General features: G+C 44.2%; 30 protein-coding genes and 1 pseudogene. 19 read left to right on the top strand and 12 right to left on the bottom strand.

Features of this window, described 5'->3' with window-relative positions:
• Window positions 1-310: 310 nt before the first annotated feature.
• From KI655_RS13300 to KI655_RS13255, 10 genes and pseudogenes are all read left to right on the top strand, one after another.
• Window positions 311-532, top strand: coding sequence for a hypothetical protein (locus KI655_RS13300; protein ID WP_373417587.1), 222 nt, complete (start codon window positions 311-313; stop codon window positions 530-532).
• A 266-nt stretch (window positions 533-798) separates the two neighbouring features.
• Complete coding sequence (locus KI655_RS13295; protein WP_285405674.1) at window positions 799-1278, top strand: hypothetical protein; 480 nt, start codon at window positions 799-801, stop codon at window positions 1276-1278.
• A 274-nt stretch (window positions 1279-1552) separates the two neighbouring features.
• Window positions 1553-2257, top strand: a complete 705-nt coding sequence (locus KI655_RS13290; protein ID WP_285405672.1) for a class I SAM-dependent methyltransferase — start codon at window positions 1553-1555, stop codon at window positions 2255-2257.
• Between the two features lie 224 nt (window positions 2258-2481).
• Window positions 2482-2913 (top strand): hypothetical protein, encoded by a 432-nt coding sequence (locus KI655_RS13285; protein WP_285405670.1) that lies wholly within the window; start codon window positions 2482-2484, stop codon window positions 2911-2913.
• A 12-nt stretch (window positions 2914-2925) separates the two neighbouring features.
• The gene (locus KI655_RS13280; protein WP_285405668.1) at window positions 2926-3222 is read left to right on the top strand and encodes an antibiotic biosynthesis monooxygenase; all 297 of its coding nucleotides are present in this window, start codon (window positions 2926-2928) and stop codon (window positions 3220-3222) included.
• A 52-nt stretch (window positions 3223-3274) separates the two neighbouring features.
• Complete coding sequence (locus KI655_RS13275) at window positions 3275-3889, top strand: LysE family translocator (RefSeq protein ID WP_285405666.1); 615 nt, start codon at window positions 3275-3277, stop codon at window positions 3887-3889.
• 28 nt (window positions 3890-3917) lie between these two features.
• The gene (locus tag KI655_RS13270) at window positions 3918-4100 is read left to right on the top strand and encodes a hypothetical protein (protein ID WP_285405664.1); all 183 of its coding nucleotides are present in this window, start codon (window positions 3918-3920) and stop codon (window positions 4098-4100) included.
• 37 nt (window positions 4101-4137) lie between these two features.
• Window positions 4138-4494: a MerR family transcriptional regulator gene (locus KI655_RS13265; protein WP_285405662.1), complete on the top strand. Its 357-nt coding sequence runs from the start codon at window positions 4138-4140 to the stop codon at window positions 4492-4494.
• A 58-nt stretch (window positions 4495-4552) separates the two neighbouring features.
• Window positions 4553-4947, top strand: a pseudogene (locus KI655_RS13260) (carboxymuconolactone decarboxylase family protein).
• Window positions 4948-5111: 164 nt separating this feature from the next.
• On the top strand, window positions 5112-5738 hold the full coding sequence (locus KI655_RS13255; protein ID WP_285405660.1) for a LysE family translocator: 627 nt from the start codon (window positions 5112-5114) through the stop codon (window positions 5736-5738).
• Between the two features lie 82 nt (window positions 5739-5820).
• On the opposite strand, the gene KI655_RS13250 is transcribed toward KI655_RS13255, so the two are convergent.
• On the bottom strand, window positions 5821-6219 hold the full coding sequence (locus KI655_RS13250) for a hypothetical protein (RefSeq protein WP_285405658.1): 399 nt from the start codon (window positions 6217-6219) through the stop codon (window positions 5821-5823).
• A gap of 190 nt (window positions 6220-6409) precedes the next feature.
• On the opposite strand from KI655_RS13250, the gene KI655_RS13245 reads away from it, so the two are divergent.
• On the top strand, window positions 6410-6895 hold the full coding sequence (locus tag KI655_RS13245) for an Sbal_3080 family lipoprotein (protein ID WP_285405656.1): 486 nt from the start codon (window positions 6410-6412) through the stop codon (window positions 6893-6895).
• 135 nt (window positions 6896-7030) lie between these two features.
• Here KI655_RS13245 and KI655_RS13240 read toward each other — a convergent pair whose 3' ends face one another.
• The gene (locus tag KI655_RS13240; protein ID WP_285405654.1) at window positions 7031-7384 is read right to left on the bottom strand and encodes a hypothetical protein; all 354 of its coding nucleotides are present in this window, start codon (window positions 7382-7384) and stop codon (window positions 7031-7033) included.
• Window positions 7385-8100: 716 nt separating this feature from the next.
• Here KI655_RS13240 and KI655_RS13235 point away from each other — a divergent pair.
• The 5 genes from KI655_RS13235 to KI655_RS13215 all read left to right on the top strand — a co-directional run bounded on the left by KI655_RS13235 (window position 8101) and on the right by KI655_RS13215 (window position 11164).
• Window positions 8101-8562 (top strand): prepilin-type N-terminal cleavage/methylation domain-containing protein, encoded by a 462-nt coding sequence (locus tag KI655_RS13235; protein ID WP_285405652.1) that lies wholly within the window; start codon window positions 8101-8103, stop codon window positions 8560-8562.
• A gap of 584 nt (window positions 8563-9146) precedes the next feature.
• Complete coding sequence (locus KI655_RS13230) at window positions 9147-9341, top strand: hypothetical protein (RefSeq protein ID WP_285405650.1); 195 nt, start codon at window positions 9147-9149, stop codon at window positions 9339-9341.
• 127 nt (window positions 9342-9468) lie between these two features.
• The gene (locus tag KI655_RS13225; protein ID WP_285405648.1) at window positions 9469-9969 is read left to right on the top strand and encodes a GNAT family N-acetyltransferase; all 501 of its coding nucleotides are present in this window, start codon (window positions 9469-9471) and stop codon (window positions 9967-9969) included.
• Between the two features lie 43 nt (window positions 9970-10012).
• Window positions 10013-10567: a GNAT family N-acetyltransferase gene (locus KI655_RS13220; protein WP_285405645.1), complete on the top strand. Its 555-nt coding sequence runs from the start codon at window positions 10013-10015 to the stop codon at window positions 10565-10567.
• A gap of 129 nt (window positions 10568-10696) precedes the next feature.
• Window positions 10697-11164, top strand: coding sequence for a GNAT family N-acetyltransferase (locus KI655_RS13215; RefSeq protein WP_285405643.1), 468 nt, complete (start codon window positions 10697-10699; stop codon window positions 11162-11164).
• A gap of 278 nt (window positions 11165-11442) precedes the next feature.
• On the opposite strand, the gene KI655_RS13210 is transcribed toward KI655_RS13215, so the two are convergent.
• From KI655_RS13210 to KI655_RS13195, 4 genes are all read right to left on the bottom strand, one after another.
• Window positions 11443-11775, bottom strand: a complete 333-nt coding sequence (locus KI655_RS13210; RefSeq protein ID WP_285405641.1) for a DUF3316 domain-containing protein — start codon at window positions 11773-11775, stop codon at window positions 11443-11445.
• A gap of 528 nt (window positions 11776-12303) precedes the next feature.
• The gene (locus KI655_RS13205) at window positions 12304-13269 is read right to left on the bottom strand and encodes a porin (protein ID WP_285405639.1); all 966 of its coding nucleotides are present in this window, start codon (window positions 13267-13269) and stop codon (window positions 12304-12306) included.
• A 397-nt stretch (window positions 13270-13666) separates the two neighbouring features.
• The gene (locus KI655_RS13200; RefSeq protein ID WP_285405637.1) at window positions 13667-14587 is read right to left on the bottom strand and encodes a LysR family transcriptional regulator; all 921 of its coding nucleotides are present in this window, start codon (window positions 14585-14587) and stop codon (window positions 13667-13669) included.
• A gap of 595 nt (window positions 14588-15182) precedes the next feature.
• On the bottom strand, window positions 15183-15386 hold the full coding sequence (locus KI655_RS13195; RefSeq protein ID WP_285405635.1) for a hypothetical protein: 204 nt from the start codon (window positions 15384-15386) through the stop codon (window positions 15183-15185).
• A 189-nt stretch (window positions 15387-15575) separates the two neighbouring features.
• On the opposite strand from KI655_RS13195, the gene KI655_RS13190 reads away from it, so the two are divergent.
• The 3 genes from KI655_RS13190 (at window position 15576) to KI655_RS13180 (ending at window position 17586) form a co-directional block, all read left to right on the top strand.
• Window positions 15576-16499 (top strand): LysR family transcriptional regulator, encoded by a 924-nt coding sequence (locus KI655_RS13190; protein WP_285405633.1) that lies wholly within the window; start codon window positions 15576-15578, stop codon window positions 16497-16499.
• A 161-nt stretch (window positions 16500-16660) separates the two neighbouring features.
• Window positions 16661-16810 carry a hypothetical protein gene (locus tag KI655_RS13185; protein WP_285405631.1) on the top strand — a complete coding sequence of 50 codons (150 nt, stop codon included), beginning with the start codon at window positions 16661-16663 and terminating at the stop codon, window positions 16808-16810.
• Between the two features lie 236 nt (window positions 16811-17046).
• Window positions 17047-17586, top strand: coding sequence for an RDD family protein (locus KI655_RS13180; RefSeq protein WP_285405629.1), 540 nt, complete (start codon window positions 17047-17049; stop codon window positions 17584-17586).
• Window positions 17587-17698: 112 nt separating this feature from the next.
• Here KI655_RS13180 and KI655_RS13175 read toward each other — a convergent pair whose 3' ends face one another.
• The 6 genes from KI655_RS13175 to rbsA all read right to left on the bottom strand — a co-directional run bounded on the left by KI655_RS13175 (window position 17699) and on the right by rbsA (window position 26221).
• Window positions 17699-20194, bottom strand: coding sequence for a CHASE3 domain-containing protein (locus KI655_RS13175; RefSeq protein WP_285405723.1), 2496 nt, complete (start codon window positions 20192-20194; stop codon window positions 17699-17701).
• 253 nt (window positions 20195-20447) lie between these two features.
• Complete coding sequence (locus KI655_RS13170) at window positions 20448-21449, bottom strand: substrate-binding domain-containing protein (protein ID WP_285405627.1); 1002 nt, start codon at window positions 21447-21449, stop codon at window positions 20448-20450.
• A 131-nt stretch (window positions 21450-21580) separates the two neighbouring features.
• Complete coding sequence (gene rbsK, locus KI655_RS13165) at window positions 21581-22522, bottom strand: ribokinase (protein ID WP_285405626.1); 942 nt, start codon at window positions 22520-22522, stop codon at window positions 21581-21583.
• 217 nt (window positions 22523-22739) lie between these two features.
• Window positions 22740-23618, bottom strand: a complete 879-nt coding sequence (gene rbsB / locus KI655_RS13160; RefSeq protein WP_285405625.1) for a ribose ABC transporter substrate-binding protein RbsB — start codon at window positions 23616-23618, stop codon at window positions 22740-22742.
• A 108-nt stretch (window positions 23619-23726) separates the two neighbouring features.
• Window positions 23727-24719 carry a ribose ABC transporter permease gene (gene rbsC, locus KI655_RS13155; protein ID WP_285405624.1) on the bottom strand — a complete coding sequence of 331 codons (993 nt, stop codon included), beginning with the start codon at window positions 24717-24719 and terminating at the stop codon, window positions 23727-23729.
• Window positions 24716-26221 carry a ribose ABC transporter ATP-binding protein RbsA gene (gene rbsA / locus KI655_RS13150; RefSeq protein WP_285405623.1) on the bottom strand — a complete coding sequence of 502 codons (1506 nt, stop codon included), beginning with the start codon at window positions 26219-26221 and terminating at the stop codon, window positions 24716-24718. Before rbsA ends, rbsC begins: the two co-directional genes overlap by 4 nt.
• Window positions 26222-26250 lie beyond the last annotated feature (29 nt).

Raw genomic sequence — 26250 nt, 5'->3', positions numbered from 1 at the left:
ATGAGGGGATTCGTAAGAATGCGGCGTTATGTGGTAGTGGGATATTGAACCTGTATTTATTGATTTCTAAATACTAATAAGCTTGTTCTTATGTCTCTTGATTTTTGAAATGCGTGTAATTATATTCAACTTGATGATATGTTTTTTGATGTGCAGACTGTCACGCAGTGATCTTAAATTCGTATCATTGAAGATTGAGTGCTTTGTTTGAGTACGGCAGGATTCGGGCTTTCTGCACAAGAATTCGCCCTGAGCGCTCTCTAAAGCACTCAATCGCCTAAACCATGGTTGCACATCTATGCAATGTTATATGGCAGGAGGGTTTGTGATCCCTGTAGCAGGGCTTATTCTTGTTCCTGGTGTAGAGGCTAGGCTTCAATGGTATCAGCAAGCGTTTTCCGAAGCCGTTCCAGTCCATATTTTAGACTTTGGCTCTACTGCACTTGATGTAAACGGTTTTTTGCTCGAAATTGTTGAATCTGAGAAGAAGGTTCTGAGGGCAAAAAAGGAACAGTGGCATATTGGTCTGTGACAGACTTATCTATTGCTTTAGCTCATTTTAAAGATCTTAGTGCAACCTTGTATCGTGGTCCGGTGGAGGTAGGAAATGGGCTTTCTATGCTAAATCGAAGACCATTTTGTAACTTTAATAGGTCTGGGTGGAGCAACCACATAACAAGTGTTTAAGGCAGATTCCCAACGCATGGCATTTTTCATTCCATCGTTAGGTTAGGTTTCAAGTTGGCGTTGCTCACTAATTTATGCAGCACTATTTTTCTTTCCAGTTTCGAGGTTTAAATGAAAATTCATGTTGATTGGTCTTCGGGAGTTCCACTAGAAGAAGCGTATGAGTTGAGGTCGCCATCTGACTATGGCATTTATCAGATCTATGGCTCTCATCCAGTCTATGGTCATAATGTGTTGCTTTATATTGGTAAAGCTCAAGAGCAGACTTTTGGTGTTAGGCTAAACCAACACATTAAATGGATTCAAAACCAAGATAGCACGAACGTTAGGGTTTATACGGGGCGTATATCATCGGACGATGTTCAAGATGAAAATTGGGATCTGAAAATAGATTTAGCTGAAAAGCTCCTAATCTATACCCACCAACCTGCTTGCAATTCTTCGAGCCTGAATTCGTTGGGTCACATGCCAGAAGATACGCATGTCTACAATTGGCTAGATCGCGGGATGCTATTGCCAGAGGTATCTGCATATCGTTACTTGGTGCCAGACGAAGAATTTGAAAATTATGATATTTTGAGTACTGAGTAACTTAAACATAACCAACAAATAAAAGGGATCCCCAACGCGTGTTATTATATTTCGCGTTGGCTTTCGTCATCAAGGTGGTTTGTTGCTGCATCCATATTGCGTGTTCACCTTGCTAAGAGTCCCGATACATAATAAGCGTGTAGGACAAATCCACATCGCTACTCTCACCAAAGCCTCATTCATCAATAACCCCGAAACAAGCAACCCAACCCAAAAGACTCCATGCCATTGTAGTGTGCTATTCTCCATGCTTTGGAATAGGTAGGGGAATGACATGTCAGAAATGTATACAAAACATGCCGCTAAGTATGCGGAAGTAGTAAAAGACAATATTTACAATGCATTGCTAGAGCGCCCATCAACAATCGCCTTGTTAGATGACCTGCAAGGTAAAAGCGTGATAGATATGGGGTGCGGTCCGGGTGAATATGCGGATTGGTTTTTGAAACAAGCGGTCGGCCAACTCACCTGTACCGACTTATCCGACGACATGGTCACACTGGTCAAAAACAAGTTTGGTTCGAAGGTTCGAGCGTATCGCCAAGATGCCGCGGAAGGCTTGCCATTAGAAGGTGATGGCAGTGCAGACGTGATCGTTTGTCCTTTAGTGTTGCACTACATTGAAGACTTAACGCCTGTATTTGAATCCGTCGCTCGTGTGTTAAAGCCCGGTGGCTATATGGTTTTCTCAACTCACCATCCCTTTGCCGACTTTGAGTGCTCTGAATCTGGCAACTACTTCAGCCGTGAGTTTATCGAAGAGGATTGGGATACCATTGGCACGCCAGTCAAAGTCAGCTTCTACCGCCGTTCTCTCACTGAAATCAGCGACGCCATCACCAATGCAGGGCTTGTGATATCTAGAATCAGTGAAGGCACAGTAGATGAGAAGGCCAAGGAACTGTGCGAAGTAAGATACAACCGCCTCAAAAACAATCCTAATTTCATCTTCTTCAGATGTGAAAAGTTACCAGCTTAATAAACCTCATAACGCCAGACCTAGCGCTGGCGTTATGTGATCTTGGTGTTTTATAAATTGTGCATATATTAGTCATTTTTGCTATTGTAGTCAGCAGGTTACGGTGAGTGGCTGACAAGCGTGCTTAGGTTAGCTTGGTCTAGGGCGTGAAAGCGGAATTGGTGAGCAGATGCTTTATGTTGTGTGCCTGATGCTCAAAGTCTGTAGTGAATATGGAGTGGGTTGTGAAGGGGAAGTACGTTTTAGTACCACCAGAAGGGATACAACTTGATATAGCGAGTTCAAGTAGGGAATTGCACATTGCCCTAGAAAACGCCGTGATAGAAGTTGGCCCTACACATTGTCAAATTAAAGGTAAAATCTATAACACCGTTGACCCCACAGAGTCTGCGCTGGCGGAAGGCGACTGTTTAAGCCGTATCCACCATCCAATGACCCCAAAGTGGGTAGGAACAGCCTCTCGAATTATCTTTGCTCCCGTCATCTTATTAACGGCTATCCACATAATGGTTTCGCTGTTTAGTCTCTCTTTATCGAGCAGCTTTTCTGAATTTTTGTTTTTTAGTCTTATCACCTTAGTCTTGCTAGTGGTGCTGGGGTTTTATTGGTTGGTCTTTGTAAGTGAGCCGATTCAATCGAATAAACAAACGGAGTAACAAGGATCGTTTATGTTTAGAGTTATCTACGAGTGGCGTGTACCTGCCGACAAGATGGACGAGTTTCAATATGTGTGGCGCTCTGCGACCGAATCTATTCATGAATCGACAGAAGGCGCGCTCGGTAGCTTCATGCTTCAATCATCCGACACGCAAGAGAAGGTTCTCACCATTGCTAAGTGGAACAGCCGTGAAGATTGGGAGCAGTTTTGGGGAAACAGAAACCCAGAAAAGATGCAGAAGATGCGTGAAATAGCCGAGCGTGTTTCTGTCGAAGCGTTCGATGAAATTGAAGACAGAACCAAGTAACCCACATTTAAACTCACCGATTGCGTGTTGATACATTGATAAAGGAAACCTGATGGAAATCTGGAAGTTACTCTTTTTTATCCCTGCGTGTTTTGCTCTGAATATGACGCCCGGCCCAAATAACTTGTTGTCGATGAACAATGCCCGTTGCTATGGCTTCAAATCGGCTTTTATTGCTGGCCTTGGCCGAATCGCTGCGTTCGCGGTGATGATTGCACTAGCGGCATCAGGCTTGGCGGTGGTTTTGTATGCGTCTGAGACGCTATTTCTGACGATCAAAATTGTCGGTGCCGCCTACTTACTGTGGATAGCGTTCAACCTTTGGCGCTCAGAAGCGAGTCCGATCTCTGAAATCGACACCATTCAAAACCGCTTTGGATTAGCCAAGCAAGAGTTCTTATTAGCGGCGGGCAACCCTAAGGCGATTCTTATCTTTACGGCATTTCTTCCTCAGTTTGTTGACCTTTCTTCTAGCGCCAATGAGCAGTTTTTCGTGCTTGGGTTAACTTTCTTGATCTTAGAGATGGCCGCGATTTCGCTCTACGCCATATTCGGTATTTACTTAAGGCAGTGGTTCTCGAAGCCGAAAATGGCAAAACGATTTAACAAGGTATGCGCCTCCTTCTTGGCGCTGTCTGGCGCAAATCTACTGCTGAGCCGCCAATAATTTATCTGTTATTCAAAAGGAGTTTGAAATGAAAAAGACGTTTAAAAATGTGAGTGCTGAATCTGGTGAAATCACGGTGCAGTTGGGTCACACTAAACTGAGCTTTCATGTTGAGTCTGATGCTGAGTTTACCGTTGAAGCCAATGACGGCTCAGATGTTGTATTTTCATCGCCCAATCCAGATTCGAACCTAGTGATTGAGGCTGTGTAGTAGATGCGTGGAAGGTAAGCCTACTCGGAGAATTACTATGAACATCAAAGAGTTTTCTAACTTGGTGGGTTTGTCTGCTCACACGTTGCGATACTACGAAAAGGTCGGCTTGCTTAAGAGTGTCCAGCGAAACGCGAGCGGCCACCGAGTTCATACCGCCAAGGATCGTAAATGGATCGAGTTTGTGATTCGTCTAAAACAGACCGCTATGCCACTAGAAGAGATTCTGGAATACGCAAGATTACGAGAGCAGGGAGCAAGCACAGTGCTAGCGCGCCAAGCCTTGTTAGAGCAGCATCAACAGAATCTCAAAGCGCACATCGAACAGCAGCAATCCCACCTTAAGGCGTTGGAAGATAAAATTGGCCTGTATAAAGACGGAAAAGTCGTTTGACTTAGAGTGAACTCTAACTTGTAAGCTGTGCTCATATTGAACCGATAGGAGCACAACCATGGAAGTATCACGTTTTGAAAAAGGGCTAGAACTGCTGACCGAGATTGATGGGGAAGCGGGGCAGAATGTTATCGAGAGCCTGCAAGATATTTGTCCTGATCTCGCCAAGTACACCATCGAATATCCGTTTGGTGATATCTATGCTCGCAAAGGCTTGGATCTCAAATCCCGAGAAATCGCGACAGTGGCGGCATTAACGGCGTTGGGTAATTGTGCGCCACAGCTAAAGTGCATTTGAATGCGGCACTCAATGTCGGATGCAGTGAAGAAGAGATCAAAGAGGTGATCCTACAAATGTCGGTGTACGCCGGTTTCCCCGCAGCGCTAAATGGCATGTTTGCGTTTAAAGAGGTTCTAATCGAACGTTCTGATAATCAATTAGCAGATAATTGATGCATAACACTTGGCATTTATGTTGATGCTGATGTTAGCGTTGGTTTTGGTATTAGCGTGGGTATCGAGGTTTGTTGTTTTAGGCGCAATGGTTTAGGTTAGGTAACTGAGTTGCTCTATTTTTGAACAATTTCGCGAATGAGTTTATCCAACAAGGAGGTTGTATGTTTCCACTAGAGGTATTCGTTACCTATACGCTGGCGTGTCTACTGCTGGTGATTTCGCCCGGGCCAGATAATTTGCTCGCGATTGGTAGAGGGCTGAGCCAAGGCCGACTCGCCGCCATTATGTCTGGGTTATCGTCGGGTGCAGGGATCTTGTTTCACGTCGTAGCGGCCACGTTCGGCTTAACGCTGCTTATTCAAACCTCAGAAGTGGCTTTCTACATCGTTAAACTGGTGGGCGCGGCATACCTTATCTGGTTGGGCGTGAAAGTGCTTCGTTCTCGTAATCTGTTCTCGCTAGAGCCAGCTAAGAAGCAGTCGCTTAAAGTGATCTTTTCAACCGGATTTCTTTCTGCTGCGCTGAACCCAAAACCGGGCATGTTCGTGTTAGCTTTCGTCCCTCAATTTGTTAATCCAAGCTTGGGCTCTGTGACAACGCAGATGATCGGTTATGGTGTGTGGTTTGCTTTGCTAACGGCAATTGGCTTTAGCTTGATGGGCGTATTTTCGTCTCAGTTATCTGAATGGTTCAGAAACAAACCCAAGTTGGTATCGGGGCTGAATATTGGCGCAGGCGTGACTTTTGTATCATCTGGTTTGGCTGTGGCTTTCATGAAGCAGCGATAAGTGGTTTAACGCCTAGTGTTATTGCAGCAAGTGCAGCGATCAAAAATGAATGAAAGAGGGCGTCGTAATGACGCCCTTTGTGTTATTTGGAAACGCTAAACGTATCGTAATCACGAAGCAAAAATAGCGCGATACAGGCAGCGAGCATAGGCCATGAAGCGAAGAACAGTAGGTTGTTGAACGGGTCCATGTACTTACCGAATGATGAGAAGGTCGAACCTGCGTGAAGAATCAAAATGGCACCGTAGGTGTACTTCTTCCACATACCTGCGAGAAATGCACCGAGAAAGGCAAGTTGCGCCACACCTAAAGCCATCATGGCATTGATAGACATGTCGATGCCATAAAAGCCAGACAGCACTTTCACCGCGTGCTCGGGAACAAGGATTTTATCCAAGCCCCAGAATAAGAAGACGATAAAGATGCCAATTCTAAGCAGCAGTAAGCTTGTCGCGAGTTTGGTTTGAAGTTTCTTTTCCATGATTTTCCTTTAATACACTCAATAGTACGAAGCGATAAATGTTCCTATTACCAGACCTATAGCGATTCGAATTTCTTTCGTGGTTTTTGATGCGGTTGTAACAAGGCGTGTCAGGTCAATGAGTTATTTTATGGTATGGTCAACTGTAATGTGTTAATATGAGTCCGATTATCTTTATGGGACATGTAACGTGAAAAAATACGTACTATTAACGCTTTCAGTTTTGATCTTGGCTGGCTGTGGTGCACCACGCTATACAGGGCAAGCGATTCCAGAACCTACGACTGATGTAGATGTTGTCATTATCAAAGATGCGGAAACTCGCGAAGGCTTCTTGAATACAATGGAAACGTGGCTGCAAGACAACAATTACTCTTACACGGTAGTTCCGGATCATTCGAAACACGATCTTGAAAAACTTACCTTGGAATATGAAGGTCACTGGAGCTGGGACTTAGCACTGTTTTTGAAACAAGCAGAAATTAATGCTTATCAGAACGGGCAACGAGTGGGCGAAGTTGAATTCAAAGTTCCTTACACGGCTAACCCAAATAAATTTGGTAATGCAGCGAAGCGTATCGGCTTTATGATGGATACTGTGTTTGGTAAGAAGACAGCGGAAGAGGCAACAAAAGCAGCAAACTCATCATCTTCAAAATCGACTACACAGCCCTAGTCATCTATACGATTTCTAGAGCGCTGTCTGATTGAATTTCGGTTGGCTTTGTTTAGAGATGATATTGATTGAAAGTGATATTGGCAGGCTGGACTGTGAAGTCGTCGCAAAAACGACGACTTCACATTGAATTGATTAATTAAAACTCTTATCTGAAGTGACTTTCGCTAGGCCAGCGATCAGCTTCCAAAGTGTATATACAAAAGCAACAAGTAGAACTACGTAACCGACGACAAAAACAACAGTCAGGAAGCCAACGATGCTGAGTACAATCGACACCCAAAACGTCTTAATGATGTTGTCGTAGTGATCAGCAAAGAGAGTTCCTTGAGCATCTGATTTCTTAACCATTGCCCAAATACCACCCGCAAGAAAACTAATACCAGTAAAGAAGCCCAACAGCATGAGTGCGTATGCGACGATCGCATGAGTTTTCGCATTCTTTTCAGCTTCTGACAACCCAGTATTAATTGATTCAGTGTTTTCCATGTTATTGATTCCTTTGTTAATTTGAACATCAATATGCTACGGCAATATGGAATCAATGTTCACTCATTTGTGATTAGTTGCATATGTTGCATTTGGCGGTGTGATATACCTAGTATTTCGCGCGAAATGTATACGTGGTTGAGGTTGGAGAAGTGAAGTGGCCAGCAAAAAGTAGATTGGTATGAGAGCCTACTCGTTACTTTACATGATGCTATTTGGAGTTCGTGCTTTGCTGATCAGATTAGGTGGAGTACTGATGATAAGAAAAGCACGAACAAATCGTTTCTAAGCTCAAATCGTTTCTCACCTCAAACCTGTGCGGCTCACTTGATACAGCCTCCCTCTAACATAGAACGGCATTGCTAGGATTTTCTCTATTTATCGCTGATGTCATTAACCTAATGATTTCAAGGGAAATATTCCCCATTAATTTGCATCATCTTTATTAAAAACAAAAACGTTATAAAACCTCATCACTAGAGCTACCAATTCCTGAACCTGAGATTAAACTGCGACGCCGCTGAGATACTGAGAGGGTATATCCAATCAAAGGTCATCATGATTCTATCGACATGATTTCTAACAATGACGTCGTAGGTGATGATACGTGATATATGCTTCTCGCTACCTTTGCCAACAACTAACAAGAAACAATGACAATACCGTTTTGGGTAAGTCATTAGCAGTAACACAGCATCTAAACAGGAATATTCACATTGAAAAATAGAGGCTTCTCATTAGTCGAACTGATCGTCGTCGTTGTCATACTTGGTATCTTAGCGGTGACGGTTGCGCCAAGAGTGTTAGGTATTTCATCTGATGCGCGCATTTCAGTACTAGAGGGAGCCAAAGGAGGGTTGGAGAGTGCAACTGCAATCATCTATGGCAAATCCGCAGTAGCGGGTATCGAGGGAATCGAGGATCACGCGCTTCAGCTAGGGGTATCCTCTAGTGTGACAACGAACTATGGCCATTTAAGGCTCACCAGTGACAACATCAAAGAGGTGATGGATACAGACCTCAACATTACAGACCTGATGGTTGGTGGAGAGTCGTTTGGTGTCTACATGTATGGTGGTGAAGAACGCGATACGTGGAAAAGCGACCAATGCTACCTTCACGGTATTAATGGTGAGATAGGGCAACCTATGATTACGATTGTCTCACATGGGTGCTAAGGCTTAGACCACAGTAATAACAGAGTTCAAACAGCGCTTAGTTGGCTACTATTGGCGTAAAAATAGAGCCTGGACACTTGGCGTTTTTAAATCGAATGTTCAAGTGATCCAGGTTCAATAATCACTTTATTGGGCTTTAGAATGATGCCTAATCTACGGTTTTAGCATTACTTTTCGCATTGCTTTTAGGTATAGGCATCAAGTTTGGTGAACCATACATTCGAACTCAATTACACCCGCTTACATACGGCTGCTAGGAATGGGTGAGCTTTATATCAATAATCCAATCCATAAGAGGGGTATTGACCCTAGGTAACCGTGTCCCATGCCGCGATGGGCAGATGATTAGAAATTAGAGTAGTAATGAACAGTAGTTGGATGTCCTTTTTAGGACGAATTTTAATTGAGCTGGTACCGACGCTCGCTATCGTGGGTGCCGCTGTATACTTGTTAGAGTTTCACTTATCACAACTTGTTGAATTAATGGGCTTCTCACTTCCCGTGCCTAAGCTGCCTTAGTGCAATACCAACAATAAGTATGACCACTTTGGTTCCCGTTTATATAGATCGAATGGTAAAAACATATGACAAAGATTAGTAACACTACAGAAGAAGCGGTAGAAGATTTCATTGAAGATAGCTATGAACTTGACGTCTCTGCGATTGGCGATATAGAGATTGATGTTCCCCCTATGGAAGTTCAGCTGGCCGTCGTCGACTTGATAGAAAACCACGGGTATTCAATTGAAGAAGCTATGAAATTAACCAAGTCGCAATAATCATTCCTTTTGAAATCTATAAGTCATCCAGTGCGGATTCAGAGAATCTTGCGCTGCTGGGTGGCTTTGTGATCAATAAATCGCTAGTTTACCTCGTTAAAGATCTTCACTTCGCGAGCACTCTACAATGGCAGTATCATTTACCACTTCTCGATTAACCGTGACCGAGCTTACGGCTGGTTCTTCTGAGCTTTCAGTAACGTCTTTGATTGCGGAGATCCCAACCATTCTAACGCCAGCAGTGGTGGAAAACTTGCCACCTTACTTTCATGGCGTCACTTCTATAGAGCTGGCTGAAGCATGGCTTAATACCATGTTGTCAGAGAGCCGTCTGTTTGTGGTGCAATCGAAAGAGTGTAAATACATAGGGTTCTTGTTTGCGTACGAAGATGAAGACGATTGTGCTCATATCGGCTACCTGCTTGCTGAATCGTATTGGGGTAAAGGGTTGGCGAGCGAGTTGTTGCAGGGATTCATGAATGATGTTCTGCCAAAAGAAGGTTGGCGAAAGCTGATTGGTGGTGTAGATAAAACTAACCTAGCATCGGCACAGCTTCTGAAAAAAATGGGATTTTTGGAACAATCCAACAGTAACGGTATGGTATTCTATGTTTATGTAATCGATTAGATTACCTAAAACATCAGATTAATAAACCAAGGTTGGAAGGTTCATGGAAGTACGAGCGGCGAAAGTTGAAGATATCGAGCAAATCGTTGAGTTACAAAAGTCATGCCACGTGTCTAATTTAGATGCATCAGACAAGTCAGATGGCTTTTTGAATACAGTGCTTGGGGAAGAGTTGCTCAAACAAGTCATTGAGCAGGAACAAGCAGTATTTGTCGTTGAATTTAATAGGGCGATTGTCGGAATGGCTGTTTGTGCTTCGTGGGCGTTCTGGCAATGTTCTGAGGCGTTAACTAAGGTAGCAAACGGGTTGGGTTCTGTTGAAGTGGAAGGTGCGGTTTTAACCAAAAGCAATTCATACTTTTGGGGACCTGTTTGTGTGGGTAAGGCATGCAGAGGGCAAGGTGTGTTTGAACAACTGTTTACCTTTAGCTCTCTCGTGAAAAGCTCTGATTATCCGTATGTTTATACCTATGTCCATAAAGATAATACTCGTTCCTTTGCTGCTCACACTAACAAAGTAGGGTTCCGCTATATCAAGGACTTTGAACTTAATGAGCAGATTTTCCAAGAGATGATCCGTCCAACAGAAATTGGTTAAGTCAAACATCAAATCCACAGTTTTTTTAATATCAGAAAATCATGAATTGATATATGTTTGTTTGATGTTAAAACATAGTCCATCGAAAGCCTTAGGCTCAAAACTATGGAAAATGCGGAGAAGGATTTTATGGTCACAATCGAGCGATTAACCCCGCCGCTGGTAAACGCAGTGAAGTTGGTGCAATTGGCAGATGAACAAGTCAAATTTGCCGGCACAACAGAGGACTTCTTACAAGACGGCAGTGAGACAACCCACTTGCATGTGATTAAGCTCGGTGACGACGTTGTCGGTTTCTTCAAGCTAGATATCGCATACTCGAACAATTACGAGTTTTGCCCGACAACAGGTCTTGGCTTAAGAGCGTTCGCTTTAGACAAAAAACAACAAGGCAAGGGGCTAGGGACTGGCTCTGTTAAGGCGTTATTCCCATATTTGAAAGCGCACTATGCATCGTTCGAGTTTATCTATTTAACCGTAAACCTTAAAAACCCCGGCGCGATTGCTTGCTATGAGAAGGGCGGCTTCGAAAAGACCGATGAGCTCTATCTGGGTGGCGAGGCTGGCCCACAACGCATCATGCGTGGCACGATCTAGCGGCTTCTCACCGAAACCTATCAGGTTAATCTTAAGGGGTAGTGACTCTTTTTAAGGTAACGCGTGGTAAGGCAGGCAGCTTAGGATAAGCGAGAATTGTGAAGTTTAAAGGTCTTGTTACTGAAAGATTCTGTTGCTGAAAGCTTCTGTTACTGAAAAACGCTGTTATTAAAAGCTTCTGTCATCGAAGAAGCCAGTTTGGACATCTTCGATAACAGGGCTATTTAAGAAACTCTAGCGCCAGTTTTGAAGCTGGCGTTTTCATTTCTATTTTTTGATTAGTCACGTTCAAACGCTGTGAACGCGTAATCTTGTTGAAGGCTTGCTTGGTATTCACCATTAGTGACTTGCTCTACCGATACACTTGAATCACCAAGGCGTACGTTACGCACAAAGTTGTGTTGGTTTGTAGGCAGCGCTGCTTTTAGCTCTTGAGCGCTCATTGCATTCAGTGATGCAGCAAAGTCTTCAGCTGCGTTTTGTGCTTGTTCTTGAGTTGCAAAGGTACCCACGTTTAGGTCGGCTTCGCGATCAACTTGAACCCAAGAAGATGACGCGAAAGAAGCAGAAGAAAATACGAGAGCAGCAGCAAGAGTAATAATACGTTTCATAATGAAATCCTCAAATTTGTTTTATTTCTAAGGCGTATTGCCTTGGTACGAAGCTATTATTATTCAAATGATAAGCGTGATAAATATCACATTGTTCTTTTCACTGGTGCCAAAATGACACGAATAAAAACTTGGATTTGAAAAGTTCGCCCCAATAGATTCGAAATTTAAATAATTTATTTCATCGTTATTAAAATAAAATGATTTTTTATGAAGGTGTTTTTTCACAGGTTCGTTTGTAAGTATTAGGGAGTACTAGCAGGTATTAATAAGGAAGGGGTGTTTTCAAGACAAAAAAAGAGCAGCAATAAAAGCTGCTCAAAAATTTCGGAGTTTATTTGGGAACTTTCAAAGGCAGTGGGAGAAAGTCAACGAAGGGAATAATAGAGTAATTAATGCTTCGTGTCTCGATTATAAATAGCCATACATTATGGTAATAATAGCTACAAACAGATGAAATTTTTAATGGGTTAGTCAGAAACAAAAAAGCCCACATCGAGTGGGCTTTGAGGGCTGTTTAATTACGCTCTAGAACGAGTAGCGAAGTGCTAATGCTAGAATGTCATCTTCACCATCTACGTCGGTGATTTTGTACTCAGCCAGAGTTTTAAAGTTTGGTGTTAGGTTGTATTCACCACCGATTGAGTAGTAATCAACCGTCTCGACGCCGTCTGCTTCTAGGTTGTTGTAACCAACAAGTGCATTCAGTTGTTCTGTTACTTGGTAGGTCACGACGGCTTCAATACCTTCGTAATCTACGCCATTATCAGTGCCGTCTTTCGCCCAGTTTTCACCGTCGCTGTACAATACCGCAGCGTAGAGATCTTCATAGGTGTAAGACAGCGCTGCAGTAACAAGCTCTGCGTCTTCCCCCGTTGCTGCGCCTTCACCTTCGTTGTAACCCACAGCTACCTTCACACCGAATGGTAAGGCGTAGTCAGCCGCAATGCCGTACGAAGAAGCATCTGTTGATACTTGGTCGTTTTCGCCTTGGTAGCTAACGTGTACATTCAACGCTTCGTAAGAACCGACTGCCTTGAATACTGAATCTGAACGACCGGTACCGAATAGATCAGCGCTTACGCCTGCGGCTTCGTTACCAAACTCAGGGAAGATATCTGTGTAATCAGACACCAGTGTTACCGCACCGTATTGACGGCCGTAGCTCACTGCCCAAAATTCTGAACCGACACCGACGTAACCTTTACGTACATCAAATTCGTCATCGTTGTTTGCGTCGCTATTCGATTTGAATTGCAGCTCGTATAAACCGAATGCGTATAGGTCATCATTGATTTGAGATTTGCCATCTAAACCCACACGGATGTAGCTTTGGTCGCCATCAACATCTTTGTCACTTGAAAAATAATAAGCACCTTGAGCTCGACCATGAATATTAAGTTCAGTTTCTGAATCTGAATAAACCTGTGCTGCATTAGCCGTTGCGCCAAACATTGCCGCACCAACTGCCAACGAAATAATTTTCTTGTCCATATTTTAATTACCACTACATTGTGTTTGAAGTCGGGTTAATTATCTATATGGAAAACTTATTTAAAAGTGAGCATTTATCAATTCACTATGGACAATAACGAACGCATCTAAAATGTTATATTATATTCAAATAAGTTATTTCTCTTAAGATGTCTAAAATATTTAGATTGTCCGAGGTTGAACTTAACTGGCCTAAGCTATGTTAACTGGATAAAGATATGTAATTAAACTCGATAATAGAGGGTAATGTATCATCAGGACTTTTATTAAGGAATGGTATCTTATTAAATTGTGCAGTTATATCTAAATAACAGCTTTTATTAACCGAACGAAAATTCCCGCTTAATAGAAAAATTAAGCGGTTGTCTAAGGTTGTGCTCTATATTTGTTCCTAGTGTTATAAATAGCTTTCCCAGATAGGCGTTGTTCCAATTTCACTTTGAACAGAATCAATAAACAGTTTTGCCAATGGTTGTTGGTTGCGGTGGGAATACATCGCATAGATTTCACTGTGGGTGGCTAACTGGTATTCAGGAAGCAGTTGTACGAGCCCTTGTTTTTCTATCTCTTCTTCGAGCATGAACTGGCCAATAAGCGCATAGCCCAGTCCGTCTTTGACAGCGTCTAAGATCAGGTCAGTCTCGTTCACTAAGTACTTAGCATTCATATTGAGTGTCTTGATGTCTCCAGTCTCATCTTCATCGACAATTCTTAGCTTGTCCGATTGGAAAGATTCGCTAGAGTAGACAACGGCTGGTAGTTTTATCAGTTCTTCAGGCGTCTTTGGGTTTCCGTGCTGTTCTAGAAAGTCCTTGGAGGCAATCACCGCGAGTTTGTTGGTTGCAAGTTTACGAACGATCATATTTGAGTCGCGAATTGGACCGATACGGAAAACCACATCGTAGCCTTCGCTGATCACATCGACTTTTTGATCAGACAGCAACACTTCAACACTGATGTGGGGGTATTTGTGCATGAAGCTCTTTACGGCTTTCTTGAGATATCTACGACCAAAAAACGACGAGCTCGATATCTTCAAGTGACCACGTGGCTCGCTATGAAATGTATCAGCAAGTTTTTTGGTTTCGGTGAGCAGTTCTCGAACCTTTCTCGCTTGTTGCACCATCTCTTCACCAGCATTAGTCAGCGACAGAGAACGCGTAGAGCGGTTGAGCAGCCTAAGCCCTAGGCTATCCTCTAGTTTCTTAATCTGCTTTGATAGCGCAGAGCGATCAATGTGGTTTCTATCCGCTGCTTTTGCAAATGTGCCATGTTCAGATACATCGAGTAGTAGCTCAAGTTGAGTCGCTAAATCCATGCTCACACTCCTAGTCATATTTTTGTAATTAGATGTGATGGAGAACGCATTTTACAAAACCTATTGGCAAAAATTATGGTTTTATCAGCACTTCACTAGTGCGATTTATGCACCAATGGCAATTTTGATGCTATACATTGCCGATTGACCGTTAAACTGTGCTAGGAGTACGCTATTTCGTGTCTACTTAGACATGTTGGTTATTTTATGGAAGAAAATACAATAATGCCGCGCTCGTTCTTTGACTCGATTAGAAGCAGATACACAGTTTTGAACGATACTAATCAGTAGAGTGTTTGGTTAATCGTGCAAATTGAGCACTACTTAATGTGGAATTAGTGACTTCACTGCATCAGTTGTTGTTCATAGAATAAGGTATAGGAACGTAGGGATTTGAAGAGTATTCGCAGTCTATGCCGTGAAATAGGGGAACAACTAGAAAAGCTTTTACAAAGCAGCCCTAGAGAATGAGTCACTAGGGCTGTGAGATAACTAATAGCTGTCAGATACCAAAGAGCTGAGAAACACCCAAGCTCTCTGAGGCAACCAAGTCTAGAAATGGGTGATTCTACTTTATACCTGAGTACTTTGTATCTTAGGACTTTTTATCTGAGCGCGTGCTCTTTGGTAAGTCAGCGCTCGAAAACATGCTCTTAGAAAACATAGTCTTAGAAAACATGTCATTAATGGTTTGCTGTGCCAGTTCCGTTATACGGTTGAGGTTTTGTTGCTTCTCATTGTCTAACTGGTCTTGATGGCGCTTAGCGTCTGTGTCTTGTTTCGGTTTATTTGACTGCACTGAACCCCCTTGCGAGTAAATGTACTCGGCCGTATTGCTTAAATCTTGCGCGATATTCTCACGGGTTAACCTTAAAGATTAGTCTATGAATACTTACTACTGTTTTAGGTAATACTTAATAATTTGATAAATCACTTCGTCTTTCGTTGGGCTTGATACCCACAGTAGACATCAGAGTTTGGAGTAAAAATGGATTTAGCTACGCGTTTAGAACTGCTGCTTGAAGTCTCGAAAGCGGGGTCGTTTGCCAAGGCAGCGGACCGAATGAATGTCGACCGTTCTGTTTTGTCGAAGCAGGTAAAGCAACTTGAAGATCACCTTGGCGTGCGACTGATTAACCGGACAACACGTTCTCTATCGTTAACCCACGTCGGGAAACAAATTGTCGACCAAGCGGTGAAGGTCAGTGAACTCCTCGAAGAGACTGAAAAGATTGCGGCCTGTTTCTACAAAGAACCGGTGGGTAACTTGCGGATTTCAAGTACAACGCTGTTCGGTCGTCGCTTCTTGCAGAAGGCGGTTGAGGAGTTTTTGACTCGCTACCCAAGAGCATCGATAGAGCTGATCTTGGATGACAGCCGCGTTGATTTGGTCGGGGAGGGCTTTGATATTGTGTTTCGAATTGGCCCGATGCGAGATTCGTCGATGATTGCAAAGAAACTTGCCGAGAATAAAACTGTGATAGTCGCCTCTGAAGCATTTGTGGAAAAACACGGTATGCCACGCTGCCCTGAAGAGCTAACGGTACTGCCAAGCATTATGTATTCTCGCGATGGATTTGTGCTCGATAAGGTTCAGTTCTATCCAGAAGATAATACCGGAGAGCTCGAAACGTATGGTCTGCATGGCAACTACAGGGTTAATGAGCCTGAACTGATTGTTGAGAGTGTGAAGGCGTCGTTGGGCTTTGCTCAAGTTGGTCAGTTCATGTTGAGTGACGGCCTAGTAGAGAATGGATTGGTACAGCTGCTACCAGAGCGCAAATGCCCTTCTTTTGGCGATATCTACGCGATGTATACACACCGAAAGCAGTCTCCGTTAGTGCTGGCTTTCATTGAGATTGTCCAAGAGATCATCGGCACACCCCCATGTTGGGAAAAGCACTTTGAGTGAGATTTTAAGTACTTAAATTTACTTGAAAAGCTTAACGACAGACGGTCGAAATCATCGAGTAAATCTTTTTTGAATTAATTGATTTAATTTCGATAATCACTATTGACCTCAAGTTAACTTGAGGTCTTATTCTCTCTTTAAACACACAAGGAGAGAATGTTATGCAGAATACTTACATCAAAGAATTAGCCATCAAATCTTACCAAGAAGAACGTGCTATCGAGTATGTTGCTTCTAAGAAACGCCCGTTCCACCCACCGAGTTTTACCTTTGGTTTCATCATTGCAATTTTGTTTATTCAGTTCGTTTAGTTGCCAATGATATACCGAGCCCCGTTAAGTAAAATGCTTATATATCATGTTGTTATGCGTAAAAGTTGAAATTTTATGAATTTAACTATATAAACTGCATGAATATATTAGCATTAATGTTTTTATTTTGTGATTGGTTGTTCAGGAAGTACGAGAATAGGGCGATAAGATGGCTGATTCTCTACAAAATTTACCTCAATATGAACACCAAGGCTTGGCATTTATAAGGATGGAACATGTTAGGGCAAATCGAAGGAACAGAGGTGAAAATCGCTTCGCGTTGGTCGCGGTTTTGGGCTTGGCTACTCGATAGTTTGGTGGCTGCAGCGGTGATGGTTCCACTGTTTTACTTTGAGACAACTCGGAATCTGATGTTTTATGGAGAAGTATCAGGTTCTGTCACCTCTTTTGTCCTCTCTGGGCTCCTGTATTTTCTATGCCACGGCTATTTACTACATAAGTATGGGCAAACCATTGGCAAAAATGTCTTTGAAATCGCGATTGTTTCTGTTGATAACAAGCCAATCAGCTTGTCGAAGATCTTTTTGATGAGATGGGCACCGTTTTATCTTATGGTCTACGTTCCTTCTATCCTTAATGAAATGATGCCGGGTATTGGCGTACTTATGCTTCTGGCGCTGGTGGCGCTTTTACTGGGGCTTGTGAATATCCTCTTCATTTTTGGTAAAGAGAGGCGTTGCCTGCATGACAGGTTGGCAGGTTCAATCGTTGTAGATGTATCAAAACCTAAGAAGTTCGACTTTAGCCAAGCCTAAGTGTGTTCCCTTCTTAGGCGTTTAGCTCATCGTTTGTATTTAGCTAATGGCTTGTATTTACCTCATGGCTTAGGTCTCGATAAGTGTTAATGGATACTCAATTTTCGGCTGACTAGACTTGGCCCTTTTGATTCCATTCCGTATTGCTGTCTGAGGTAGAGTAGGCCGCTTTGATACGCTGTGCTTGATGAACATTGACGAGCAGTCGGTTGATCAGCTTTTGTAACGGTTCAATGTCTGGCAGCTGTTGGTTCTTAGCCTGAGTTTCAAGATCGAGAGCTTGTTTCGAAAGGGTATTCAGCCCTAAGTTTAAAGACATGCCCTTGATTGAATGCAGCGTTTTTCTTAGAGGCTCCAGTTCTTTGGCGACATAGAAGCCAATAAGTTGGTCAATTGACTCTTCAAACTCGACGATAGTTGAGTCGATCAGAGTCGTTAACTCTTCACGATCATCTTGCAGTAGCTGAACGATTTCGGAACGACTGATCTCTTCTTCAGTCAGTCGTAATTTCTCTATCGGTTCTCGGTGAAGCTCTATGACATTGTCATAGGCTTCGGCATGGTTATTCTCAGAAAACTCGTTGCCGTGGCTATTGTCATTGTTTGTCGGTAATCGACCGGCGAAATGATGTAGGGCATCGACGAAGCTCTCTTTTTGAAGAGGCTTGGTGAGAACATGATCGGCGCCTGCCTCTATAAAGCTATCGTGTGCTTCACGGAAAACATCCGCGGTGTAGGCAAAAATGAGGACGTTGAGCTCTAGAATCTCACGAATATAACGAGTGGCTTGCACACCGTTCATCTCTGGCATGTGGTTGTCCATCAACACCAAATCAAATGATTCGTTTTGCAGACGCTTAGTCGCAATTAAGCCATTCTCTGCCAGTTCTACGTGATGACCGTAATTCTCACAAAAACCTTTGGCAACAATAGCGTTCACTCGGTTGTCCTCTACCAACAAAATATTCAGCGTTCTGGTGTCTATGGTATTCGTTGGTGAGCTTGTTTGCGTTTCTTCGACGAGTTCCTGTTCACGCCACGTTATCGGTAAAGATATATGGAAACGAGTGCCTAATCCCGGTGCGCTGTTTAAGATGATCTCGCCATTCATTAGGTCGACTAAGTTTTTAACGATTGCTAGCCCAAGCCCTGTACCACCAAATTGGCGAGTTGTGGAGGTGTCCGCTTGTTCAAATGAATTGAAGATATGCTCATGCTTGTCGTGAGGGATGCCAATCCCTGTGTCTGTGACGGTTAATTCTAATTGAGCTTTGGCTTGATCCAAACGTGCTTGAATCAGGATATGCCCTTCGTTGGTGAACTTGGATGCGTTACCCCCTAAGTTAAACAGGATTTGGCGCAAGCGAGCACGGTCACCAAGTAACTCAATGTTATTGGGAATTTCATTTTCGGTAAGCAGTCTAATCCCTTTTTCATCAGCCATTGGTTGAATCGCACTGCATACCGGTTGCAAAACTTGATTGAAATTAAACGGCGCGACTTCGAGTTCGAGTTTGTTCTCTTCTACCTTAGAGAAGTCCAAGATATCGTTGAGAATCGTCATTAGGTGCTGACCAGAGTCGAGAATGATATTGATGTTCTCTTTGGTCGCGGGCTCTTTGGTTTGATTAGCGATGATTTGCGATATCCCTAATACTCCGTTCATCGGTGTTCGGATTTCGTGACTCATTGTCGAGAGGAATTCACTTTTGGCTTTGACGGCGGCCTCGGCTTTTTTACGCTCTTCGATCAATTCATCGTTTGACGCGCGCATTTTGTTATCACTCTTGATGAGATTATCCGCCATCATTTGGAAGCTTCGCGTCAGCTGCGCTATCTCGTCTTTGCCATAAAGGGTAGGACTCAGGCGGAGTGTGGTTGCCCCTTTGGTTAAGTCTCCCTCTGAAACTAGATGTGTGGCTTCAAGTAGTAGCTTGATTCTCTTTCTAATTCGGTCTGAAGACCAAATAGCGACGAGCAGTGATATGGTTACAGTAAAGAGTGCACCACCAATCAACACATAGGTGGTCTGAGTAGCGCTGTTGTCTGATTTCACAACACGGATTTCAATGAGTTTGCTTTCTATTGCTATGAATTGCGCGATCTCTCGTCTTATTTCATCGACAATTGTTTTACCGGTTTGTTTTTGGGCAAAGGTGATCACGCTAAGCATGGTCGCTTCACCTTGGTCAACAAGTCGGCGTCGAGCAATCTCTTTCTCGCCTGATTCTTCTAGCCATTTCCCAAGCAAGCCATCTATACGGTGCAAGCGTTCTACTTGAGGTGGGTTGTCATCAACCTGCTTGGCAAGAGTTAGTAGTTTGTCTTTCCAAACAGCTAAAGCGAGATTGTAGGGTTCAAGGAAGTCGGTATCTCCGGTAAGCAGGTAGCCGCGTTGACCTGTTTCCATATCTACCACCAAGCTCAGCAGCTCTTGAGCGCGAGCAATTGCTTTATGAGTATGCACCACCCAGTGGTTATCTTTCACCATAGATTGGGTATTTTGATAAACCGAAAGGGAGACCACTAGCATAAATATGATGGGAATGAAGAAACTAACGAATAACTTCTTTTGGAGGGATATGTTGTCGAACCAACCTGCAATCATAAAGGTGTGTACCTTAAACGTCTTACTGTCTTGAAACATTGTAGACAACATAGACGACAATGTTAGGTGCTAAGGTGCATATTGTGATGGATTTGTTGACAAGAGGGTCAAATTACTCCTTTTGAGGTAAATAGGGGGCAATTTGTGTGGGAAAGAGGTGAAGCGCATTTTACAAAGAGGGGTAGAGGTTATAAAAAAGGCAAAGTGTGATTCACTTTGCCTAGGCTAGGTAATTTAAGTCAATTTAGAACGATTAAGCGGGGCAGACACTGCTTCTTTCAACGAGAGTGGGCTCTAGTTCGACAACTTGAGGGTACACCTCCGGCGATTCTAAACGACTTAGTAAGGTATCGACCGCGGCTTTTCCTAATCTGTGTTTAGGCTGGTGGATCGTGGTTAGAGCTGGCGTCATGTATTTTGATAGATGAATATCATCGTAGCCGATCAGCGAAAGATCTTGAGGGATCGATAGCCCATCTTGTGCCGCTGCGTGAATCACGCCCATTGCCATCATGTCATTACATACGAACAGTGCGCTTGGTAATCTACCACGGCTCTTTAGCGTCTGGAATGCATCAAAACCACCATCACACTCGAAGTTAGACTCAACAATCCAATCCGCATTCACATTGAGGTTGGCTTCACTCATTGCTTGTTTAAAGCCTTCGTACCGTGAAGAGGCTTGATTGCGGTGAAGAGGGCCTGTAATACAGCCAATCTCGGTATGGCCGTTATCAATGAGGTGTTGCGTTGCCATGTAACCCCCTTGATGGGAGTTGTCTTGAATCTTATCGCTTGCGAACAGCATTGGACCCCAGTCCATGACCACCACAGGCAGTTCTGGGTAGCGCTCGAATACGTCTAGGTGTTCGCCTTCCAAAGTCGAGCACATCAACATTAAGCCGTCGACACGCTTTTGCAGCAAGGTATCAATGGATGACTTCATGCGTTCGCTATCGCCCTCTGTATTACACAGGATCAGGTTATAGCCCTTCTCGTAACAACGTCGCTCAACACCTTTTACCACTTCACCAAAGAAAGGGTTGGTGGATGTGGTCACCAGCATGCCAACGGTTTTGGTCTGCTTCATTTTAAGACTGCGAGCAAGCGCAGAAGGGGCGTAATTGAGCTCTTTGGCGGCGTTGTTAACACGCTCTGCGATTTCGTCACTGACAAATCGAGACTTGTTGATCACATGGCTAACGGTCGAGGTCGAAACCTTGGCAAGTTTAGCGATGTCTTTCATTGTTGCCATAATAATTCCTTGTGGTGCTGTTCGTTCCACTTTGGGCGATATTCTGCCTTAAAACAGAGGTTTATGCGCAACAATTTATTGAGAAATTATTACGCATAGCTCGATACATTAATGCGCTAACTTTTGTTTGATTACCCTAATTGCTCAGCAAGGAATGCATCGGTTTCTTGGCGTGATGGAATGGACGTTTGTGCGCCAAATCGAGTCACAGAAATAGCCGCAGCGGCATGAGCAAACTTAATCGCGTGCTCTAATGGCATCTCTTCCAGTAAGCCGGTAACTAATGCACCGTTAAAGGTGTCACCTGCGGCGGTTGTGTCCGTTGCTTCAACGCGGAAACCTGCAATCAACTCACCCTCACAAGCTTCGTTGCCTCGTGTTTGATGGCTTACCCATACACCTTTCGCGCCAAGTGTGATCATCACTGTCTCAATGCCTTTCTCATGCAATGCCTGTGCAGCTTGGTGTGCAGATGCATTGTCGGTCACGGTGATGCCAGTTAGCACTTCAGCTTCAGTTTCGTTTGGTGTAATCACGTCGACACAAGCCAGCAGCTCGTTCGAAAGAGGGCGAGCCGGGGCTGGGTTAAGGATCACCTTGGTGCCAGATTCCTTCGCAACTTTTGCTGCGTACTCGATGCCTTCGATTGGCGTTTCTAGCTGAGTCAGTAGGTATTTCGCCGCACGGATTTTGTCTAAATGCGGTTCGATCTGCGCGCAGTCGAGTTTGTCGTTTGCTTCTGCCGATAGACAGATGCTGTTTTCACCCGTGGCAGAGACTTGGATCATTGCGATACCCGTTGGGGTATTGTCAGCCACAATGACACCATCGATATTGATTCCATCGTTCGCAAAGTCTTGACGGATGTTGATGCCAAATGGGTCGTCACCAACGCACGCGATAAAGCCAATGTCTGCGTTTAGACGTGCCGCCGCTACGGCTTGGTTAGCGCCTTTGCCACCCGGAATGACCTGATAGTTTCCACCAATCAATGTTTCACCCGGACGAGGGAAAGAAGGTACTTGCAGTACGTGGTCAGCGTTTACGCTGCCTAAAACAATCAGTTGAGTCATGATACGAGCCTTATGATATATCGTATTTGAAAATGCATGGGTCTTTCTCATGGTTAGCTATTCAGTCGCGAGAGAGTCGTCAAGTCGCGATATAGGAATGAGAAACAGCGATGCACTGTCGGTTTTGCTTGTTGTTTTGAGTGAGTCGATTCGTGGTTGAGTAAAGAAAGCAGGGAGATAGGGGACTCCCTGCTTGGTATTACTCGTTTAGCACCGATTACTTAGCGATGATTTTTAGTGGTACTGGTACGTACTCGTCTACTTTCTCGCCTTTCAGTACTTTGTCTGCCATTTCGATACCAAGAGAACCGATTAGGTCAGGTTGTTGTGCAACGGTTGCGCCTAGTAGGCCGCGGTTTACAGCAGCGATGCCGTCGTCTGTGCCGTCGAAGCCAACGATCATGACATCTTTACCAGATGCTTGAACTGCGCGTAGTGCACCTAGAGCCATTTCATCGTTCTGAGCGAATACTGCTTCAACGTCTGGGTTAGCAGCCAGTAGGTTTTCCATTACGTTCAGACCTTTAGTACGGTCGAAATCTGCTGGTTGGCTAGCAAGAAGCTCAAGGCCGCTGCTGTCTACCGCGTTCATGAAGCCTTCACCACGTTCACGAGCTGCTGAAGTACCCGCAATACCTTCAAGTTGGATTACTTTTGCTTTCTCGCCCACTTTTTCCATGATGAAGTGACCCGCCATTTCACCACCGATTACGTTATCTGAAGCGATGTGGCTCACTACGTCACCACGGCTTGCACCACGGTCAAGAGTCAGTACTGGGATGCTTGAACGGTTAGCCATGCGAATTGCGTTCGATACTGCGTCAGAATCTGTTGGGTTGATCAGGATTGCCTTAACACCACGAATGGTTAGATCTTCAATGTTCGATAGCTCTTTGCTTGGGTCGTTTTGAGAATCAAGAACGATAAGCTTGTAGCCTAGCTCTTCTGCTTTCGCTTCCGCGCCATCTTTCATTGTCACGAAGAACGGGTTGTTCAGTGTAGACAGTACGATAGCCATTGTGTCTTGCGCTTGAGCAGACACAGAAACTGTTGTTGAAAGTAGAGCAGCAGAAATTAGAGTTGCTAATTTTTTCATGGTGTAAGTCCTTTGTGTAGGGTGAGCTAGAAGGTGAGTCCTAGCTCGTTGTTATATTATTAATTTATTAAGGTGTTACCTTGACTCAAACTAGAGCCATTCAAGGTGTTACTTGTTTTTGTTATCAACCAATACCGCCAGAAGAATAACCACTGCTTTTGCAATCATCTGGTAGTAAGAAGAAACGTCTAATAGGTTCAATGCGTTGTTTAGGAAGCCGATAATCAGTGCACCAATCAGTGTGCCCATGATGCGACCACGGCCACCGGCTAGGCTTGTACCGCCCAGTACTACCGCTGCGATAGCGTCTAGCTCGTAACCCATACCCGCAGTCGGCTGCGCTGAAGATAGACGAGACGCTACGATGATGCCCGCTACTGCTGCTAACAGACCACAGATTGCGTAAACACCGATTTTTACTTTGTCTACGTCGATACCTGATAGGCGAGTTGCTGATTCGTTACCACCTAGTGCGTAGACGTAGCGACCAAAGCGTGTGTGGTTAAGTAGGTACCATACCGCTGCGAATACCACAGTCATGATCCATACTGGTACTGGGATACCCATTGCGTAGCCTGTACCGAACCAAGCGAACGCGTCTGCTGTGTCAGTGAAGCCAGTAGAGATAGGACGACCGTCGGTGTAAACCATGGTTACACCACGAAGTAGTGTCATGGTTACAAGCGTTGCGATGAAGGCTTGAACCTTACCTTTTGCGATGATCACACCACTGATTGCACCCAATGCCGCACCTGCTACAAGAGCCGTTGGAACAGCGACAAGAACAGGGACTTCCATACCAATCATGCTGGCAGCAAATGCACCACACAGAGCCAGTACAGAGCCGACACTCAAGTCGATACCTGCGGTTAAGATAACTAGCGTCATACCCACAGCGATGATTGCGTTCACTGAGGTTTGGCGCAGGATGTTTAGAATGTTATCGACAGTAAAGAAGTTCGGGTTCAAGAAAGAAACGACAACAATCAAGAAGATCAAAGCAATCAATGACTTTTGATCAATCAGCCACTCTTTGCTGATTAACGGCTTTTTCTTCGGCGCTTCAGTTTCAGTTGTTTTGCTCATGGTTTTGGTACTCATGCTGCGTCCTCGTTAATCTTTTTACCGACCGCACACGCCAGTAATAATTCTTGGTTTGCTTCTTTAGCGTCAAATTCACCGCTGATGCGGCCTTCATGCATCACCATGATGCGGTCACTCATTCCTAATACTTCTGGCATTTCAGAGGACACCAAAATGATGCTCATGCCGTCGGCTTTAAACTTATTAATGAGTTGGTAAATCTCTTTTTTCGCACCGACATCGACACCACGGGTTGGCTCGTCGAGAATCAGTACTTTTGGTTTGGTCATCAAGCCTTTAGCGATAGCCACTTTCTGTTGGTTACCACCAGAAAGGTTGCCAATGATTTGCTCGCGAGTCGGGGTCTTGATGTTGAATAGCTTGATGAAGTCATCCACTGCGATCACTTCGTCTTTGTGTTGGATTTGACCGCTTTTAGTCAGTAGGTCTAGTGAACAAAGAGACATGTTCTCTTTCACTGAAAGCCCAAGCACTAGGCCGTCGCCTTTACGGTCTTCCGAGATATACGCAATGCCATTGGCTAGGCCATCTTTCGGGCTCACCGGGTTGATGGTTTTGTTCTCTAGGTTGATCACGCCGCGCTCACTTGGAAGGGCACCATAAAGCACTTTCATCAACTCAGTACGGCCAGCACCCATTAGGCCTGAAACCCCAAGGATTTCGCCGCGTTTGAGAGTGAAGCTAACGTCGTGCACGCCAGAGCCAGTTAAGCCAATCACTTCTAGGCAGGTTTCACCGTGACTTTGGGCAATGCGAGGGTATTGTTCGTCGAGCTTACGACCTACCATCATTTCGATAAGGCCATCTTCATCTGTGTCTTTTACTTCACACTGACCGATGAATTTGCCGTCACGAAGCACAGTGATGTCGTCACAAATCTCAAAGATCTCTTTCAAGCGGTGAGAGATGTAAACAATGCCGCAGCCTTCATCACGCAGCTCGTTGATTACCTTGAACAAAGACTCGGTTTCAGTATCGGTTAGGGCATCTGTTGGTTCATCCATGATGATGACCTTAGATTCAAACGATAGGGCTTTCGCAATCTCTACCATTTGTTGTTCACCTAGGCTGAGTTCGCCAAGTGGTGTCTTAGAGCTGTGTTTTACGTTCAGACGTTTAAGCAGTTTGTCGGCTTCTTGGTACATCTCGTTCCACAAGATGCGACCCATAGCACCGGTGATTTCACGTCCTAAGAAGATGTTCTCGGCGATGGTCAGCTCAGGAATCAGGTTCAATTCTTGGTGAATGATGCTGATTCCTGCCTGTTGAGAATCGCGTGGGCCTTTAAACGCAGCAGGTTTACCTTGATAGGCGATAGTGCCGCCATCTAGGTGATAAATACCTGTCAGCACTTTCATCAGCGTTGATTTACCCGCACCGTTTTCGCCCATTAACGCCATCACGCGTCCTGGGTAAACGTTGAGGCTCGCCTTATCCAGTGCTTTTACACCGGGGAAGGCTTTCTCAATAGAGTTAAGTTCTAAAATGGCTTGAGTCATGTCGGTTCCTTTACTCGGGGCCAGGTTGT

Origin of the sequence: Vibrio sp. D404a (genome assembly GCF_030248535.1) — a bacterium.
Taxonomy (GTDB): Bacteria; Pseudomonadota; Gammaproteobacteria; order Enterobacterales; family Vibrionaceae; genus Vibrio.
The sequence above is the reverse complement of the archived record's forward strand: the minus strand, read 5'-3'. Positions and strand labels throughout refer to the sequence as shown.

Excerpts from the sequence above, each read along its gene's own strand:
- rbsA (WP_285405623.1), bottom strand. The coding sequence starts at position 26,221 with ATGACTCAAGCCATTTTAGAACTTAACTCTATTGAGAAAGCCTTCCCC.
- KI655_RS13190 (WP_285405633.1), top strand. The coding sequence starts at position 15,576 with ATGGATTTAGCTACGCGTTTAGAACTGCTGCTTGAAGTCTCGAAAGCG.
- KI655_RS13250 (WP_285405658.1), bottom strand. The coding sequence starts at position 6,219 with ATGGAAAAGAAACTTCAAACCAAACTCGCGACAAGCTTACTGCTGCTT.
- KI655_RS13170 (WP_285405627.1), bottom strand. The coding sequence starts at position 21,449 with ATGGCAACAATGAAAGACATCGCTAAACTTGCCAAGGTTTCGACCTCG.
- KI655_RS13275 (WP_285405666.1), top strand. The coding sequence starts at position 3,275 with ATGGAAATCTGGAAGTTACTCTTTTTTATCCCTGCGTGTTTTGCTCTG.
- KI655_RS13225 (WP_285405648.1), top strand. The coding sequence starts at position 9,469 with ATGGCAGTATCATTTACCACTTCTCGATTAACCGTGACCGAGCTTACG.
- KI655_RS13280 (WP_285405668.1), top strand. The coding sequence starts at position 2,926 with ATGTTTAGAGTTATCTACGAGTGGCGTGTACCTGCCGACAAGATGGAC.
- KI655_RS13270 (WP_285405664.1), top strand. The coding sequence starts at position 3,918 with ATGAAAAAGACGTTTAAAAATGTGAGTGCTGAATCTGGTGAAATCACG.
- KI655_RS13215 (WP_285405643.1), top strand. The coding sequence starts at position 10,697 with ATGGTCACAATCGAGCGATTAACCCCGCCGCTGGTAAACGCAGTGAAG.
- KI655_RS13255 (WP_285405660.1), top strand. The coding sequence starts at position 5,112 with ATGTTTCCACTAGAGGTATTCGTTACCTATACGCTGGCGTGTCTACTG.
- KI655_RS13220 (WP_285405645.1), top strand. The coding sequence starts at position 10,013 with ATGGAAGTACGAGCGGCGAAAGTTGAAGATATCGAGCAAATCGTTGAG.
- KI655_RS13240 (WP_285405654.1), bottom strand. The coding sequence starts at position 7,384 with ATGGAAAACACTGAATCAATTAATACTGGGTTGTCAGAAGCTGAAAAG.
- KI655_RS13205 (WP_285405639.1), bottom strand. The coding sequence starts at position 13,269 with ATGGACAAGAAAATTATTTCGTTGGCAGTTGGTGCGGCAATGTTTGGC.
- rbsC (WP_285405624.1), bottom strand. The coding sequence starts at position 24,719 with ATGAGTACCAAAACCATGAGCAAAACAACTGAAACTGAAGCGCCGAAG.
- KI655_RS13295 (WP_285405674.1), top strand. The coding sequence starts at position 799 with ATGAAAATTCATGTTGATTGGTCTTCGGGAGTTCCACTAGAAGAAGCG.
- KI655_RS13175 (WP_285405723.1), bottom strand. The coding sequence starts at position 20,194 with ATGATTGCAGGTTGGTTCGACAACATATCCCTCCAAAAGAAGTTATTC.
- rbsK (WP_285405626.1), bottom strand. The coding sequence starts at position 22,522 with ATGACTCAACTGATTGTTTTAGGCAGCGTAAACGCTGACCACGTACTG.
- KI655_RS13290 (WP_285405672.1), top strand. The coding sequence starts at position 1,553 with ATGTCAGAAATGTATACAAAACATGCCGCTAAGTATGCGGAAGTAGTA.
- KI655_RS13300 (WP_373417587.1), top strand. The coding sequence starts at position 311 with ATGGCAGGAGGGTTTGTGATCCCTGTAGCAGGGCTTATTCTTGTTCCT.
- rbsB (WP_285405625.1), bottom strand. The coding sequence starts at position 23,618 with ATGAAAAAATTAGCAACTCTAATTTCTGCTGCTCTACTTTCAACAACA.
- KI655_RS13185 (WP_285405631.1), top strand. The coding sequence starts at position 16,661 with ATGCAGAATACTTACATCAAAGAATTAGCCATCAAATCTTACCAAGAA.
- KI655_RS13180 (WP_285405629.1), top strand. The coding sequence starts at position 17,047 with ATGTTAGGGCAAATCGAAGGAACAGAGGTGAAAATCGCTTCGCGTTGG.
- KI655_RS13210 (WP_285405641.1), bottom strand. The coding sequence starts at position 11,775 with ATGAAACGTATTATTACTCTTGCTGCTGCTCTCGTATTTTCTTCTGCT.
- KI655_RS13230 (WP_285405650.1), top strand. The coding sequence starts at position 9,147 with ATGACAAAGATTAGTAACACTACAGAAGAAGCGGTAGAAGATTTCATT.
- KI655_RS13265 (WP_285405662.1), top strand. The coding sequence starts at position 4,138 with ATGAACATCAAAGAGTTTTCTAACTTGGTGGGTTTGTCTGCTCACACG.
- KI655_RS13200 (WP_285405637.1), bottom strand. The coding sequence starts at position 14,587 with ATGGATTTAGCGACTCAACTTGAGCTACTACTCGATGTATCTGAACAT.